Raw genomic sequence first — 15015 nt, 5'->3', positions numbered from 1 at the left:
ATCCGTCAGGCGACGGAGGACATCCCCGGTTCCCAGATCTCGAACCCGGCCGCCAGGTAGCGGTTCCTGGCCGCGGCTCGCATGATCTTGCCGCTGCTGGTCTTCTGTAGCCGGCCCGGCAGGGCCAGCACGAGGTCGTTCACCGAGAGGTCGTGTTCCCGCGTCACCGCCGCCCGGATCGACGCAGCGACGTCCCTCGCGTCGGCGGTGAGGCGCTGCTCGTCCCTGATCTCCTGCACGACGACCAGCTTCTCGCTGTCGGCACCGGGAACCGAGAACGCGGCGCACCCGCCGGGGCGCAACGCGGGGTGGGCCGACTGGACGGTGAGCTCGATGTCGTGGGGATAGTAGTTCCGGCCCCGAATGATCACCAGGTCCTTCAGCCTGCCCACGACGTAGACCTCGCCGTCGACCAGCAGGCCGAGATCGCCGGTGCGCAGGTAAGCCCGGCCGGTCTCGCCGTCGAACTCGGCGTGGAACACCTCGGCCGTCGCCTCCGGGCGGCGCCAGTATCCCTGCGCCACCTGGTCGCCGGAGACCCAGATCTCGCCCACCTCGTCCGCGGGGCACGGGCGTCCCGTTTCGGGGTCCACTATCCGGAGCTCCTCCTCCGGGAGGACGAGCCCGGATCCGACGAGACTCCGGCCGCGTCCGCCCGATGCCGGCACATAGCGCCGGTGACCGAGCGCCTCGACGTCCGCCTCGAGGGCGCGGGGACCGCGGCCCTTCCGGCTGCCGGTCACGAGCAGGGTCGCCTCGGCCAGGCCGTAGCACGGGTAGAACGCCTTCTCGTCGAACCCGTGGGGCGCGAAGATCGCCGAGAACCGGCGCAGGGTCTCGTGACGGATGGGCTCGGCCCCGTTGAACGCGACCTTCCAACAGCTGAGGTCGAGGTCCGGCACATCCCCCCGGGCGGCCCGTGCGACGCAGACATCGAAGGCGAAGTTGGGCCCGCCGCTGGTGTGGGCCCGGTACCGGGAGATGGCCGACAGCCAGCGCAGGGGCCACCGGATGAACGTCATCGGCGCCATGAGGATGCTGGTCGCCCCGAGGTAGAGCGGCTGCAGGATGTTGCCGATCAGCCCCTGGTCATGGAAGAACGGTGCCCAGCCGACGAACGTCGAGTCCTGATCGTGGTCGAACGCGCGCCGGATCATCTCCTGGTTCGCGGCGAGGTTCCGGTGGGAGACCATGACCCCCTTCGGATCGGACGTGGAACCGGAGGTGTACTGAAGGAAGGCGACGGAATCCGGCGGACAGGGCCGGGGGCGGAAGCTCGTGCCCGCCTGGTCCGTCTCGTTCGTCTCGTCCGCCACCTGGTCGACCGGCAGCCAGGGGAGGGGGCCACGGATCGATTCCACGACGGGCCTGATGTGCTCGACCATCGCGCCGACGGTGAGCACGGCCGAAGGCTCGCAGTCCTTGATGATGCTCCGGGTCGCGTCCTGGATCAGGTTCCTGCGCGGGGGGTTGACGGGGACCGCGATCACCTGCGCGTAGAGGCAGCCGAAGTAGGCGACGATGAAATCCAGACCCGGCGGGAAGAGCAGCAGCGCCCGGTCGCCGGGCCGGCAGCGCCGGATCAGCTCCCCGGCCACGGCGANCGCCCGCGCGTGCAGGTCGCCGTACGTCAGTACCGCCTTTTCCGCCTCGTGTTCATCCACGAACACGTAGGCCCGCCTGGCCGGCTGGCGGGCGGCGCGGTTCTGTAGGACTTCCGGCAGCAATGTCGCGTGCGGCACCCTTTTTCCTTCCCTCGACTTTCCCTCCCGCCCCGGGAGCGGCTCGACGGAGCTCATTCCAACGCCGCGGCGATGCGCGCCGCGATGGCCACCCGGTGGCGTTGATGGAAGAAGTGATCGCCCGGGAAGGTGTGGACCGCGAAGGCCGCGTCCGTCTCGTCCCGCCAGGCTTCGATCTCGGCCAGGTCGACAACCGGGTCCGCGGTTCCGTAGAAGGCCGTGATCGGGCAGCGCAGCCTGGGTTCGGAGCGGTACGCGTACTCCTCGCTGAGCGTCAGATCGACTCTGGTGAGCCGTAGCGTGTAGCGCAGGAAGGCCGCACTCCGATGTGAGCCCCCCGTGTCACCCATCGTCTTCAGCGCGGCAACGAGCGCGTCGTCCGGCAGGTGATGGATCGGTGCCCTGCTGGCGGGCCGGTGTGGCGCCCGGCGGCCGGAGACGAACAGATGCACCGGNGGGATACCCGCCGCACTCAGCGCGCGGGCCAGCTCGAAGGCGACCAGTGCTCCCATGCTGTGGCCATACAACGCCACGGGCGGGTCGATCAGCCGGGTCACCTGTGGTAGCAACGCGTCGACGGCATCGTGCACCAGGCGCAGCGCGGGCTCGGCCACCACGTCCTCACGACCGGGCAGCTGGACCCGCACCGCCGCGACGGTCGACGGGAACAGCCCAAGCCATCTGGCGAAGGAACTGGCTCCGGCACCGGCGTGCGGGAGGCAGATGAGCCGCACGGCGGCATCCGTCGGTTCGTACCGCAGCCACGTCCGGCCCGTCAGCCCGGTGCCCGTCAGCCCGGTGCCCGTCAGCCCGGTGCCCGATACCCCGGTGCCCGATACCCCGGTGCCCGATACCCCGGTGCCCGTCACCCGACACCCCGCACCGAGACCGGAAGCTGCTTCAGCCCGCGGACGATGAAGCTGTGATCCTGCCAGTCGGGTTGCGTGACCAGGAGTTCCAGGCGTTCGGCTCGCCGGTACAACCGATCAAGGGCGACCTGGGCCTGCAACTGCGCCAGAATCCCGCCCAGGCACCCGTGCATCCCGTGGCCGAAGGCGAGATGCCCTCGTGCGTCGCGGGTGATGTCGAACTCGTCCGGCCGGCTGAACACCGCGGGGTCGCGGTTCGCGGCGCCGAGGCACAGCAGAACCTGATCGCCTGCCCGGATCCGGCTTCCGTCGATCTCGACCTCGCGCGTCGCGACGCGCTTGGTCAGCTGCAGGGGACTGTCGTAGCGCAGAGCCTCGTCGACGGCGCCGCCCAGCAGCTCCGGCCGACGGCGCAGGCGCGCGTCCTGATCCGGGTGCTGGAGCAACGCGAGGAGACCGTTGCCGATGAGGGATTTCGTGGTCTCGTTGCCGGCCACGAAGCACATGATGCAGACGAAGACGACTTCCTCATCGCTGAGCCGGTCGCCCCCGGCCGTCCGCGCGGCGAGCAGCCGGCTGATCAGATCGTCACCCGGCCGGGACCGGCGTTCGGTGACCACGTCGTCCAGGGCCTGCGCGAATGTCTCGACGACGTCGGATACCCGGGTGAAGTCCTCGGTCTTCATCAGCCCCGGCTCGAGCAGGAAGCGGATGTCATGCGTCCAAGGCCCGACGCGCTCGCGCAGGCTGTCCGGAAGGGCCATCCAGTCGCACATGACCGTGAGCGGTAGGGGCCCCGCGAGATCGGCGACGACGTCCATGCCGCCGTCGTCCCAGGCTCGCCGCACCAGCCGCTCCGCGACCTCGTGGACGCGGGGGCGCAGCTCGGCGACCGCCTGCGCCGTGAATACCCGGTTCACCAGGCCACGCAGCCGGGCGTGGTCGAGGTTGTCGGTGAAGACGAGCGACTTGGTCGCCAGCCGCCCGATCCGCGCCACGTCGTCCCGCGACAGCCGCGACGCCTGCCGGCTGACCAGCTGGGGGATGAGCCCGGCGCTGAACGTCCGGTCGTGCAGGACACCGCGCACGTCGGCGTGCCGCGTGAGCACCCACATGCCCAGCGTCCGGTGGACGGGCTGCGCGCCTCGAAGCCGCGCATAGAGCGGGTACGGACTGCGCCGGAACTCGGCGCCGAAGGGGTTGAAGCGGATCGGTGCCCGGGTGGCTTCGGCGGTCGCGGTGTCGGCGGTCGCGGTGTCGGCGGTCGCGGTGCTGGGTGTCGGGGACGTCATCCCGCCCGTGCTCATCCCGCCCGCACCCCGCGGCCCTCGAAGTATCCGCTCCCGAAGGGCTGAAGGACGAGCCTGAGCAGGCAGATCTTTCCCATCCGGAACCCCAGGGCGGACAGCTTCAGGTAACGCTCGTACCGGGCGACCACCTCCGGTCCGACGACACCCACGGCCTCCTCGCGGTGTCGGCGCAGTCGGCGGGCCCACTCCTCGCATGTCCAGGCGTAGTCGAGCCGACCGTTGTGCACCGACTGGATCTCGAAGACACCCTCCGCCGCGGCGGTGATCTCCGTGAGCGTCGGCAGATCCGCCGCCGGAAATATCTCCTGCTGAATGAAGGCGCTCGCGTTCTCGCGGGACATGTTCGCGTAGGCGATCGTCTGCAGCGACAACACGCCGTCCCGCTTCAGCCAGCCGTGGCAGCGGGTGAAGAACTCCCGGTACAGGCGGATCTTCTCGGCGGACGAGTCGTCGGGTCCGGCGAAGTGCTCGAAGGCACCGATGGAGATGATCCCGTCGAACCGGGTGCCGGGTTCGTAGTGCGCCCAGTTCTCCGTGCGCACCTCGACACCGGGATAGCCGCGGGACCGGACGAAGGCCGCCTGCTCCGCACTGAGGGTGAGACCGACGGAGCGTCGCACCCCGTGCGTTTCCGCCAGTCGCCCCAGGATCGAGCCCCACCCGCAGCCGATGTCCAGAACGCTTTCGGCGCGGTCGGCGCGAATCGCGTCCAGGTGGAACCGCAGCTTCCTTTCCTGGGCTGTTTCCAGGGTGTCGTCCGCGCCTTCCCGCAGCGCGCAGGAGTAGGTCAGCGAGCGGTCCAGCCAGAGCCGGTAGAAATCATTTCCGACGTCGTAGTGGTGGCGGATGGCCGCCGCCGCTCCGACCGTCCGATCGTGTCCGACCGAGGTGGCCATGACGACTATGCCACGTGCCGCGGGAGCTGCGTGTGCAGGTACGTGGCGACCGCGTTGAGGTTCGGGTTCTCGAACAACGCCTCGGGCGGTAGGTCGACGCCGTAGCGTTCCTCAACCTCGATCAGCAGGGAGACGGCGAGGGCGGAATCGATTCCCAGTCGATCGAAGTCCGCGTCCGGATCGACCTCCTCCGCGGGTATCTCGAGGAGACCCGCGACATACTCCTGGCACCAGGTGACAATCTCTTCCCTGCTTGGCTCCACCGTGCTCGCTCCTTATACCGCGGTACTCGGAGCGGATCTTCTGGCGGCGATGCGCTTCGCCGCCATCCGCTCTTCGGACGGAAGTTTGACATCCCAGGCGAGGCCACTGACCGCGAGCAGCCTGATGAGCCAGTAACCCGGATCGAGGCGGTACCACCGCAGCCCGAAGGAGGGCGAATCGGGGAACGCGTGGTGATTGTTGTGCCACGATTCGCCCAGGCTCAGCAGGGCGAAGATCCCGCCGTTCCTGCTGTTCTCCCGGGACTCGTAGGGGCGGGTGCCGAACATGTGCAGGAAGGAGTTGATCCCCCAGATGACGTGTTCGAGGACGAACATCCGTACGAGACCACCCCAGAGGAAGCCGCTCACCGCCCCGGTCCAGCTTTGGTAGACGAGGCCACCGACGAGCGCCGGGAGCAGAAGCCCGAGCGTCACCCAGTAGTAGTAGAGGCGGGCCACCCGGACCAGCGCGCGGTTCTTGATCAGATCCGGCGCGTAGTGGACGACGTTGGGATATTCGTGGCGGCGCATCCACAGGAAGTGCGAGTGGGCCAGGCCGCGGAGCCGGCCCTTCAGACCGTTGCCGGCGAGATTCGGCGAGTGCGGGTCTCCGTCGCGATCGCTGCACTCGTGGTGCCGCCGGTGCAGAGCGACCCAGGACACCACGCCGCCCTGGCCGGCCATCGAGCCGAGTACCGCGAGCGCGGCCGCCGCGGCCGGCGCCGCCTTGAACGCGCGGTGCGTGAAGAGCCGGTGATAGCCGACGGTGATGCCCAGACCGGTCAGGAGCCACATCGAGAAGAGTAGGGCGAGTTCGGTGGCCCCGATCGGATGTACCGCGAGAAACGCGATGGCGGCGGCGGTGCCGGCAATCGGGAGGACGTCGAACAGCAGGAAGTGCCGGCGCTGCAGGCGATGCAGGTAGGAATTGCTGATCGTCTTCCGGCGGGGAGTGGATCCATCGGCTCCGTACCCGTTTTCAGAGTACCCGGTTTCAGGAATGTGCGTTGCAGGCTGGAAGCCAGCCATTCTCGACCGCCTCCTCCGGAGGGCTGCGGATGGGTCGTCGGCCCGAACTTTTCCGATCGTAACAGCCGTCGTGGCCGGTTCCGGAACATGCGCCGGAGTAATCGATCGTGAGATTGTGTTTCGTTATCGTCCGCTGCTGAGCCGCACCCGCCGGCTCTCCGGCCCACGGATAGTGCGGGTGCCGCGGTAGTGCGGATGCCGCGGTAGTGCGGATGCCGCGGTAGTGCGGATGCCGCGGTAGTGCGGGTGCCGCGGTAGTGCGGGGTGTCGCCCAGCACCGTCATAGGGCGACACCGCATGGTCAGGGCGACAGCCGGATGGGGAGTGTCTCCAGGCCACGCACGGCCAGATGCGGGCGATAGGAGGGAGGGTCGCTGGCCGGCGTGAGGCTACCGGCCCGGCGCACGAGTGCCTGCAGGGCGATCTCCGCCTCCAGTCGGGCGAGCGGCGCGCCGAGACAGTAGTGGATCCCCAACCCGAAGCCGAGATGACGGGGGGCGGGTGTCGGCCCGGCGTACCGGCGGATGTCGAACCGGTCCGGCTCCGCGAAGGTCCGCGGATCCCGCCCGGCGGCGGCCAGCATGATGACGCCGACCTCGCCCGCGGCGAAGGAGTGCCCGGCGACCTCGGTGCCACGCAGCGCGAGACGCCCGACGAACTGGACGGGCGGGTCGTGGCGCAGCGTCTCGTCAACGAGTGCGGGCGCCAGGTCGGGGTCGGCCCGCAGCGCGGTGAGCTGGTCGGTGTCACGCAGCAGGGCGAGCACCGCGTTGCCGATCAGGTTGATCGTGGTCTCGTACCCGGCGACCAGCAGCAGAGCGCACAGCTCCAGCAGTTCGGCCTCGGTCAGGCTGTCACCCTGCTCCCGCACCGCCACGAGAAGACCGAGCAGGTCGTCGGTCGGCCGAGCCCGTCTGGCCGCGATCAGATCCGTGAAGTAGGCGTCGAACTCGACGGTGGCCTTCCCTCGCAGGGCCAGCTCGTCGGGTGTGAGCAGATAGTCCGGATCGAGGCCGCGGGTGAGGGCGGTTCCCCAGGCCCGGAACGTCTCCTCGTCCCGCACGGGCACACCCAGCAGATCGCAGATGATTCTCAGGGGAAGGGGACGGGCGAACGCGTCGATCAGATCCACCTCGCCAGCCGCGAGCGCGGCGTCGAGCAGCGACTCGACCAGGACGGTGATCTGTGGCCGCAGCCCGGAGATGACCCGGGGAGTGAACGCCTTGCTGACCAGCCCGCGCAGCCGGGTGTGATCGGGCGGGTTCACGCCGAGGAGCGACCGCAGCCCGCCGTCGAAGCTGTTGGCGGAACGCCAGGCGTTGGTTCCCCCCTCACCCCGGCCCCAGGCGGCGTCCTGCAGAACGTGCATGCAGTCCTGGTAGCGGGTGAGCAGCGTGACCTGCTGGGCGCCCAGCGGCAGACGGTAGAACGGATCCGCCTCCCGTAGGGCGTGGTAGCTGGGGTAGGGATCATGGCGTCGGGCCGGATCGAACGCGCCGAAGGCCGGCGGCGTGCCGACCGCGGCCGCACCGGACGGGGAATCGGCATCCATTGTCAGCTCCTCGCTTCCGGTGGTCGGTGACCCCGCAGCCGCGCCGCCGCCGCTGCGTGCGACCGTGAAGGACGTTTGCAGGGCGAACCGGACTCCCGATGAAGGGAACGCGAACGGACGACGAGAAGAACGGGAAGGACGGGAAGGACGAGGAGACNGAGAAGGCCGNCCGGCCTCTCCCTCATNGNGGGAGAGGCCCGCCGGCGGCGGTGACGACCACCCCGACCGCGGCGGCGATGAGCAGGGTGAGAACGACGCCGCGGCGCAGGGGCAGCAGGAGGATCATGGCGCCGCCGAGGGTGGCATACTGCCAGGGCCGGTCGAGCGCGCCGGCTAGCGGGATGGCGGAGCCGAGGATGGCGCCGGCCGCGGCGGGGGCGGCGCCATCGAGGAAGGCGCGGATTCGCGGTTCGGCCCGCAGCCGGGCGAAGTGGGGACCGCCGAGCAGGATGAACGCGAACGACGGACCGAAGGCGACGGCTGCGGCCAGTAGCCCGCCGCCAATCCCGGCTGCCGCGTACCCGACGGCGGCGACGGTCTGCACGACGGGGCCGGGGGTGATCTGTCCGAGCGCGACCGCGTTGAGGAACTGGTCGGCGGTCATCCAGTGATAGTGGTCGACCGCGTCGGTCTGCATCAGCGGGATGATGACGAAGCCGCCGCCGTAGGACAGGGCACCAACCTTGAAGGCAACCCAGATCAGCGCGAGCAGCCCGCCGGTGCCGGTTGCCGCGGCGGCGAGCAAGGGCATGGGTGGCGCGGCAGCGCCCGGCTGGCGGCCGGGCCGATGGTGGCGGCGGGCGGCCAGCTCGAACGCGCCGCAGCCGAGCAGGACGAGCACCAGCCACGGGCCGACAGCGGCGGCAGCCGTCGCCCCGGTGGCCAGGTAGCACGGCCAGCGCAGGCGGCTGACCGTGCGGGCCCGCCGCCAGCTTGCCGGCAGCAACGCGACGCCGGTCTGGACGGCGACGGCCGCGACCGCGGAACCCGCCCCGGCGCCGGCGGCGCGCACCCACCGCGGCGGCGAGCCGGCGAGGAAGATCGCCGCCAGCGCGAGAATCAGGATCAGACCTGGCACGATGAACGCGATCCCGCCAACGAGCGCACCCGGCCGGCCCCGGAGCCGCCAAGCGCAGTAGATCGCCAGCTGGGTGGACGCCGGTCCGGGCAGCAGGTTACAGACCGCTACGGCGTCTTCGAATTCGGTGGCGGTCAGCCACCGCCGTCGCTCCACGCAGAGCTGGCGCAGCAGCGCGATGTGCGTCGGCGGGCCGCCGAAGCCGAGGCAGCCGATCCGGCCCCATTCCCGTAACACGGCGAGCAGGCTCGGGTGAGCGGGGGTGGCCGCGGACGGCGCATCGAGCTCCACGGTTGACATCCTCTCCTCCCCCGAGGGAGGGGATTCCCGGGCCTCGCGGCACCCGGCCGGGTGGTCAGGGTCGGCGCCGATCCACGAACCCTCCCTCCCCTGAAGCACTCGACTGAAGCACTCGACCGGCTGGCCGCGAGATGGTGGCCGCGAGGGTGTGTCGCGGCCACCATCTCTGCGAGCCAGGCAGCTCGGTCAGATCTTTCAGATTTTAGCGAGGAGGTTCCGCATACTCGTGATCTCGGCGTTCTGGGTGTTCTGAATATTCTCGGCGAGCTGCTGCGCCGGGGTATAGCGTCCGTCGCGGATTTCCGTCTTCGCCATGGTGACGGCTCCCTGGTGATGTGCGATCATCATGGTGAGGAACATCTTGTCGAAGGCGGGTCCGGTCGCGTTCCCCAGCGCGGTCATGTCCGCGCTGGACATCATTCCTTCCATGGTGTCGCCCGGCATCATGGTTTCTGATCCGTGGCCGTTCATGCCGTGGCCGTTCATGCCGTGGCCGTTCATGCCGTGGCCGCCCATGCCGGGGCCGCCCATGCCGGGGCCCGATCCGCCGCCGCCGGCGGGGGGAGCGGTGGGCTGCTTCCAGGCCGTGAGCCAGCCGACCATCGTGGTGATCTCCGGAGTCTGCGCGGCGCGGATCTGCGGCGCGAGGGTCTTCACCTCCGGGTTCTGGGCGTGGGTGCCGGCCAGGTCGGCCATCTCGATGGCCTGCCGGTGATGGGGGATCATGTTCTGGGCGAAGATGACGTCGGCGGCGTTGTAGTCGGTGCTGCCGGTGGCACTGGTGGCACTGGTGGCACCGGTGCTGCTTCCCCCGCTGCCGCACGCGGTAAGAACGGCTGCGGCCAGAAGCGCCGGGATGAGCAGGATGAGTCGTCTCATGCTGGTTCCTCGTCTGCCAGGTGTCGGTAGATCCTTGTGCGGGTTCGCCGTGCGGAAGTCCGTGGGGACGCGCAGGCGAAAGCCGACCGGTCTACAGGCGGAGCACGCAGAGGCAGACGAGTGAGGGTGCGTGGGACGGTGGCGGTCCGCCGGGGGGCGATCGTCCAGGCCGGGATGACGCCACACGTAGCCGGCTCCGGGCGGTGAAGGTCGAGCGGACGGCGCGGGTGAGCAGCAAGGCGATGAACAGGACGCCGGCCAGGCGAAGGAACGCCAGGCACAGCTGACCGGCATGCCCGTCGTGGCCTGCGTCTGTGGCCGGCATCGTGACCCTGGTCCGCGGGTCGAGACCGGCCAGGTGGACGGGCGCGGAGCGCGGATTCATCCCACCGTCGGGCATCGTCGCGTCGGGCATCGTCATTGATTCGCTCCGGGCCGCGGGGAGCCCGTGCGTGCCGGAGTCGGTATGGCCGGCNTGCGCGGACAGGCCGCCGTGCATGAGCAGAATGCCGAGGAGCACGGGCANGAGAAGCGGGAGCAGATGCAGCCTGCCCGGGGTGCTCTTTTCTCTTCCTCGGCGCCGGACCCTCACCGTTGCATGATGCTCCACGCGCAGGCGCTCGGTAAAACCCGCGCCCGGGCCGGCTCGTCTCTCGCACGGTCGAAAGAGCGGCTTACCGGACCCTGCCGACGTAGTAGCTGCTGCTGTAGATGGGCTGTAGGTTGACATTTCGTCGAGTTTGTGGCGCGGCCCACATATAGCCGTTGCCTGCGTAGATGCCCAGGTGGGTGATGTTGCCGGGAGTCCCGAAGAAGATGAGGTCGCCGGGCTTCTTCCCGGACCTGGGGATGCGCACCGTGGCCTGGAACTGCTGCTGGCCGGCCCCTGGTCCGCACCCGAGTTGCACATGCCGCACGGCTCGGACGCCGTACACCGACCACCGCACCGCCGGACCCTTGTTGACGATGTCGACCCGATCCAGCCCCAGAGAAACTGCGACAGCACGGCTCGCCGTGGTCTCCTCCCCGGCGTCGTCGAGCCAGCAAGGAGCTATGATCATGGTGTTGCGCGGCAGGGACCTTCGGATCCAGCAGGCTTGAGAGGAGACGCGATGATTCAGGATCGCGGTCCTTCCCTTCGTCCCCGATGCCGACGACCCGTACGGCATCGGGGACGGCTCGTCGACGCCCTGCTGTCCGGCAGCTACCTCGCCCTCACCCATGCCACTGTCGACTTCGACCCGACCCTGCTGGCGGCGACCGAGACCTATCGGCAACGCGGCATCCCACGCAGCCACGCAGCCGCGCCGAGGTGGAACGTTTCCTGGCTGGCCTGGAACTCGTCGAGCCGGGCGTGCAGGTCGTGCATCGCTGGCGGCCGGACGACACCACGCCGAAAGACGTCACCGACGCCCAGGTCAACAACTACGGCGCCGTAGGCCGCAAACCGTAACGTCCCTCCGATCGGCCCCGATGCTGGCGGTACCCACCTCCAGAGAAGCTGTGTCTCCCCAGATCACCTCTGGGGAGACACAACGAGGAAACCCTGGCGAACTTCGGCGCTTCGCCGCTGGGGCGGATCACTACCAGCGTGGGCGCACCGGTCCACCCGTGAAGAACCGGAGCAGGTCGCCGAGGATCCACTCAAGATCCAAATTGGGTTCCGGCTCGACTGGCGGTCCGGCCAGTCGAGCACCGGGGNGAACGGTGCGGTCGGTCACTGGATACCTCGATCAGACGGCGACCGACCTGAACGGGGCGCTCCTCCCCAGGCCGGTGATACGCGCGCGGAACGGGGCAGGCAGATGGATCACATCAGGCCTACTACTCGGCCGTAGGCGCCCACCGGGTCGTCCTGGCTGGGTGGGTCCGGGTGGCGGTGCTCGGGGAGGGCGGACAGCTCCGGCCGGTAGACGACCAGCCTGCCCGCGNGTTCCCGCTTGGCCGCGTACATGGCCAGGTCGGCCTGGTGCAGCAGGCTGTCGGGACTGGCCGGCCGGGTGGTGGAGCCGTCGAGCGTGACTAGGCCGAAGCTGGCCCGCGGGGTGTAGATCTGCCCGGCCAGCAGGCACGGCTCCTGGACTGCCATCGCGAGCCGCTCNCCCNCCTTCCGGGCGTCGACGCCGCCGCTGCCGAGAATGATGGCGAACTCGTCCCCGCCGAGCCGGGCGACGGTGTCCACCGCGCGGGTGTCCGCCCGCAGTCGCTCCGCGCTGATTTTGAGGAGTTCGTCCCCGGCGGCATGGCCGAGCGTGTCGTTCACCAGCTTGAACCCGTCGAGATCCAAAAACAGGACGGACACCGTCCCGGAGTCGCCGGCGTGGCAGGCGTCGGGGTTGTCGGGGTTGTCGGGGTCGTGGGTGAGGGCTCGTTGCAGCCGCCGAGTGAACAGCGCCCGGTTCGCCAGGCCGGTCAACGGGTCGTGGAACGCCTGATGGTGAAGCTGCCGTGCGCGCTGGCGTACCTCGGCCAACAGTCGGTTACTCTCCGCCAGGGTGACCATCTGCCGGACCAGCGCCACCAGCAGCAGTCCGACCATGCCGTACGCCTCGAACCGGTCGAGCTGCGCACCGGTCGACAGTTTGCCCAGGATCAGCAGGCCGGCCGCACCGAGCACGGCGTAAGGCAGCACGGCGTGCGCCCACACCGCCCGGGGGCCGCCCGGGGTGAGGCTGTCGGTCGTGAGGCTGTCGGTCGTGAGGCTGTCGGGTGTGGGGTTGTCCGGGTGCGTGCGCGCCGGTAGCAGAGCGGCAAGGAAGATCATCATAAAGGCGAGGGTGAATCCGATCATGGCCCAGGGGGGAAGGTGGTGGCTGTCCGGCGCGGTGCTGTAGACGGAGATGTTGCTGGTGAGTCCGTCGATCAGCAGGCCCGTGCTGAGCAGTACCGACGCCGCCGGGGAACGCGGCCGGCGGAAGCAGGTGATCAGCAGCACCGCCGTGGCGAGGATCAGGCTGGCGACCGGGTGGAGCAGGGCGGCCAAGAGCTGGATGGGGTCGGGCGGGCCGGCCGGGACGAGCGCGGCGAGAGTCGTCCCCCACGCCAGCAGGATGATCGAGCCGACGATCAGCACACAGTCCAGCAGGGTGATCGTATGCCAGCGGTATCCGCTGTGTCGCGCGGTCCTGGTGTTCTCGCCCTGGCCTTCCACCGGTGCGGTGGGTAGGGACAGCAGCCCGGCCAGGGCCACCCCGTAGAGAACGAGGAAGATGGCATAGCTCGGGGACATGCGGCCAGTCAGGAAGCCGCCGGCGAGGAACGTCGCCGCCGTCGCGAGGTTGGCGACCAGCACGCCGCCAGCGGCGAGGCGGGCGAACCGCCGGCGGCGCTCCGTCCCGCGAACCTGCCGGGCGGTCCGGAAGCAGGCGGCCGCAGTGGCCAGTTGGGCAGCGGCGTCGAGGAAAATCGACGCGATTCGGGGGGTCTCCGGATTTACGACCAGTTTTCCCCAGGTCTTGCCGGATTCGGCTGGCCGCTGCGGGGCAAGTTCCCGAGTCCTCGTCTGGAAGAACTCGACGGCGGGCGTCCTCGCCAGCGTGTACCACCTATCGTGGGTGATCGGGTATACGGGGGTCATTATTTCTCCTTGGCGGGGTGTCAACCCGGATCGCCGTATTGCGTGCACAGCCAGCGACGATCATGACGGTTGGCGGTCGACGAAACACCGCGCCTGATCGTGCAGTGCTGTCACCGTCTTGACCTGCGTGACAGGTTCACCGTCCGTCGCATACAGGTCGGTGAGCGTGTCAGCGTTGTCGACGTTGACAAGGGTTCCCATCGGCTTTCCGCTGCCTTGTTGTATGAAGTGAGTCACAGCCTTGCAGTCGGTGGGGGGTGGTGCACCACCCCTCCGGGTAGTCAATAGCTGGAAATCGGGTGGTCAGTGTCCTGAGCGAAGCCACTCTTCCCGGAGATCCTGGTTTAGATCTTCTTTTTTTATGCGGAGCGTGGCGAGAAGCATGGGCGGTGGTCGAATCCGAGCTCCCGCCACCGTCGAAAGACCGGCGGGCACCACCTCAAGGGCACGAACGTCCACGTCCGCCGACGGTGCTCCCGTTGCTGACGGTGTTGGTGCGGCTCGCCTGCGTGCAGGACCGGGATGGCGGCCGGCCGCCGCTGGCTGGCCGCCCCTGGCTACCCACCCGGCGATCGCCGGACGGGAAAACCACGGGTTCACCCGTGAATGGACATGAACCTAAAGTTTTGATATCGCGCCTGGACTGGGCGGTTCGGGTGCGTGGAGCCGGCGTTGCGGCGGTGGGGACGTTCCCATTTCCGTAGCCGGGNGTGGGTGGGAAAGGCGACGGGATCTGCCGGGCCGGGCCCGTTTCCAGCGGCCGCCTTCTCCAGGGTCGGGCCTTCTCCAGGGTTGCTGTGGATGGTGCCTGCCCGTGCCGTTAGGGTGCTCGTCAGTGGCATCCGAGTGGCATCCGAGTGGCGAGCGGATGTCCGAGTGGCAAGGGGATGGAGGAGCGGTGACGGAAACACGGGACCCGGCGTGGGTAGCGACGACGGGGGACCGGGAGCCGGTGAACCTGCGGATGGATCTTCCTCATACGGCCCGGATGTATGACTACTACCTGGGTGGGAAGGACAACTTCCCGGCCGACCGGGAGGCCGCCGAGCAGGTCATCGCCGCGTTCCCCAACGCCCGCGTCACGGCCCGGGAGAACCGGGCGTTCATGACGCGGGCGACCCGGTTTCTGGCCGGGGAGGTCGGGATCCGCCAGTTCCTGGATATCGGTACCGGCATCCCCACCAGCCCGAACCTGCACGAGATCGCCCAGGGCCTCGCCCCCGACACCCGGGTGGTTTACGTCGACAATGACCGTTGCAAGTCGGGTTGTGCACACGCCTGAGTCACGGGTGCACGTCGGCGCGCGACGCCGCGCCGCTATCCAGCACGCCGCACGGCCTTCGCTAGCCAGGGCCATGGCCAGGGTGGGGCGGCTGGTGGCGCTGCCCGCCGTGTGGGGCGCCGTACTGGACACGGTGCCGAGGCCCCGGATCTCGTCCGTGTCGAGGAAGGCCATCGGGTCTCAGCGGTGCAGGGGCCGTTACGATACGGCGTAGTTCGGGCCGGATATGTCGTTCTGC

At 69.2% G+C, this 15015-nt stretch carries 12 protein-coding genes and 3 pseudogenes; 2 read left to right on the top strand and 13 right to left on the bottom strand.

All coding sequences use genetic code 11. From position 1 onward, the window contains the following. Positions 1–5 precede the first annotated feature (5 nt). From ALLO2_RS06085 to ALLO2_RS25425, 11 genes and pseudogenes are all read right to left on the bottom strand, one after another. Positions 6–1742 (bottom strand): fatty acyl-AMP ligase, encoded by a 1737-nt coding sequence (locus tag ALLO2_RS06085; protein WP_035730430.1) that lies wholly within the window; start codon positions 1740–1742, stop codon positions 6–8. A 53-nt stretch (positions 1743–1795) separates the two neighbouring features. Further along, the gene (locus ALLO2_RS06080; protein WP_023840902.1) at positions 1796–2611 is read right to left on the bottom strand and encodes a thioesterase II family protein; all 816 of its coding nucleotides are present in this window, start codon (positions 2609–2611) and stop codon (positions 1796–1798) included. Continuing rightward, on the bottom strand, positions 2608–3918 hold the full coding sequence (locus ALLO2_RS06075) for a cytochrome P450 (RefSeq protein WP_035730325.1): 1311 nt from the start codon (positions 3916–3918) through the stop codon (positions 2608–2610). Before ALLO2_RS06075 ends, ALLO2_RS06080 begins: the two co-directional genes overlap by 4 nt. Further along, entirely contained in the window at positions 3915–4817 is a 903-nt protein-coding gene (locus ALLO2_RS06070) for a class I SAM-dependent methyltransferase (RefSeq protein WP_011436044.1), read from the bottom strand. The genes ALLO2_RS06075 and ALLO2_RS06070 overlap by 4 nt, the downstream gene beginning before the upstream one ends. Positions 4818–4822: 5 nt before the next feature. Continuing rightward, positions 4823–5080 carry an acyl carrier protein gene (locus ALLO2_RS06065; protein WP_011436045.1) on the bottom strand — a complete coding sequence of 86 codons (258 nt, stop codon included), beginning with the start codon at positions 5078–5080 and terminating at the stop codon, positions 4823–4825. A gap of 12 nt (positions 5081–5092) precedes the next feature. Beyond that, positions 5093–6109, bottom strand: a complete 1017-nt coding sequence (locus tag ALLO2_RS06060) for a fatty acid desaturase (RefSeq protein ID WP_011436046.1) — start codon at positions 6107–6109, stop codon at positions 5093–5095. A 301-nt stretch (positions 6110–6410) separates the two neighbouring features. After that, positions 6411–7661 (bottom strand): cytochrome P450, encoded by a 1251-nt coding sequence (locus ALLO2_RS06055; protein ID WP_011436047.1) that lies wholly within the window; start codon positions 7659–7661, stop codon positions 6411–6413. Between the two features lie 181 nt (positions 7662–7842). Next, a complete protein-coding gene (gene chrA / locus ALLO2_RS06050; RefSeq protein ID WP_051868679.1) occupies positions 7843–9039 on the bottom strand; it encodes a chromate efflux transporter in 1197 nt (398 codons plus the stop codon). 195 nt (positions 9040–9234) lie between these two features. Next, entirely contained in the window at positions 9235–9918 is a 684-nt protein-coding gene (locus ALLO2_RS06045) for a DUF305 domain-containing protein (protein ID WP_023840899.1), read from the bottom strand. 91 nt (positions 9919–10009) lie between these two features. Then, positions 10010–10510, bottom strand: coding sequence for a hypothetical protein (locus tag ALLO2_RS06040; protein WP_051874919.1), 501 nt, complete (start codon positions 10508–10510; stop codon positions 10010–10012). A gap of 82 nt (positions 10511–10592) precedes the next feature. Beyond that, positions 10593–10808 (bottom strand): annotated as a pseudogene (locus ALLO2_RS25425) (C40 family peptidase); the annotation flags it as partial. A 232-nt stretch (positions 10809–11040) separates the two neighbouring features. Between ALLO2_RS25425 and ALLO2_RS24045 the strand changes: the two are divergent. Next, positions 11041–11371 (top strand): annotated as a pseudogene (locus ALLO2_RS24045) (SAM-dependent methyltransferase); the annotation flags it as partial. Positions 11372–11728: 357 nt separating this feature from the next. On the opposite strand, the gene ALLO2_RS06030 reads toward ALLO2_RS24045, so the two are convergent. Together ALLO2_RS06030 and ALLO2_RS25420 are read right to left on the bottom strand one after the other, a co-directional pair. Beyond that, positions 11729–13495 (bottom strand): GGDEF domain-containing protein, encoded by a 1767-nt coding sequence (locus ALLO2_RS06030; protein ID WP_035730323.1) that lies wholly within the window; start codon positions 13493–13495, stop codon positions 11729–11731. A gap of 60 nt (positions 13496–13555) precedes the next feature. Continuing rightward, positions 13556–13696, bottom strand: a complete 141-nt coding sequence (locus tag ALLO2_RS25420; RefSeq protein ID WP_023840896.1) for a hypothetical protein — start codon at positions 13694–13696, stop codon at positions 13556–13558. A 697-nt stretch (positions 13697–14393) separates the two neighbouring features. Here ALLO2_RS25420 and ALLO2_RS06025 point away from each other — a divergent pair. Continuing rightward, positions 14394–14747: pseudogene (locus ALLO2_RS06025) on the top strand (SAM-dependent methyltransferase); the annotation flags it as partial. Positions 14748–15015 lie beyond the last annotated feature (268 nt).

It is taken from the genome of Frankia sp. Allo2 (assembly GCF_000733325.1).
Lineage (GTDB): Bacteria > Actinomycetota > Actinomycetes > Frankiales > Frankiaceae > Frankia > Frankia casuarinae.
The sequence above is the reverse complement of the archived record's forward strand: the minus strand, read 5'-3'. Positions and strand labels throughout refer to the sequence as shown.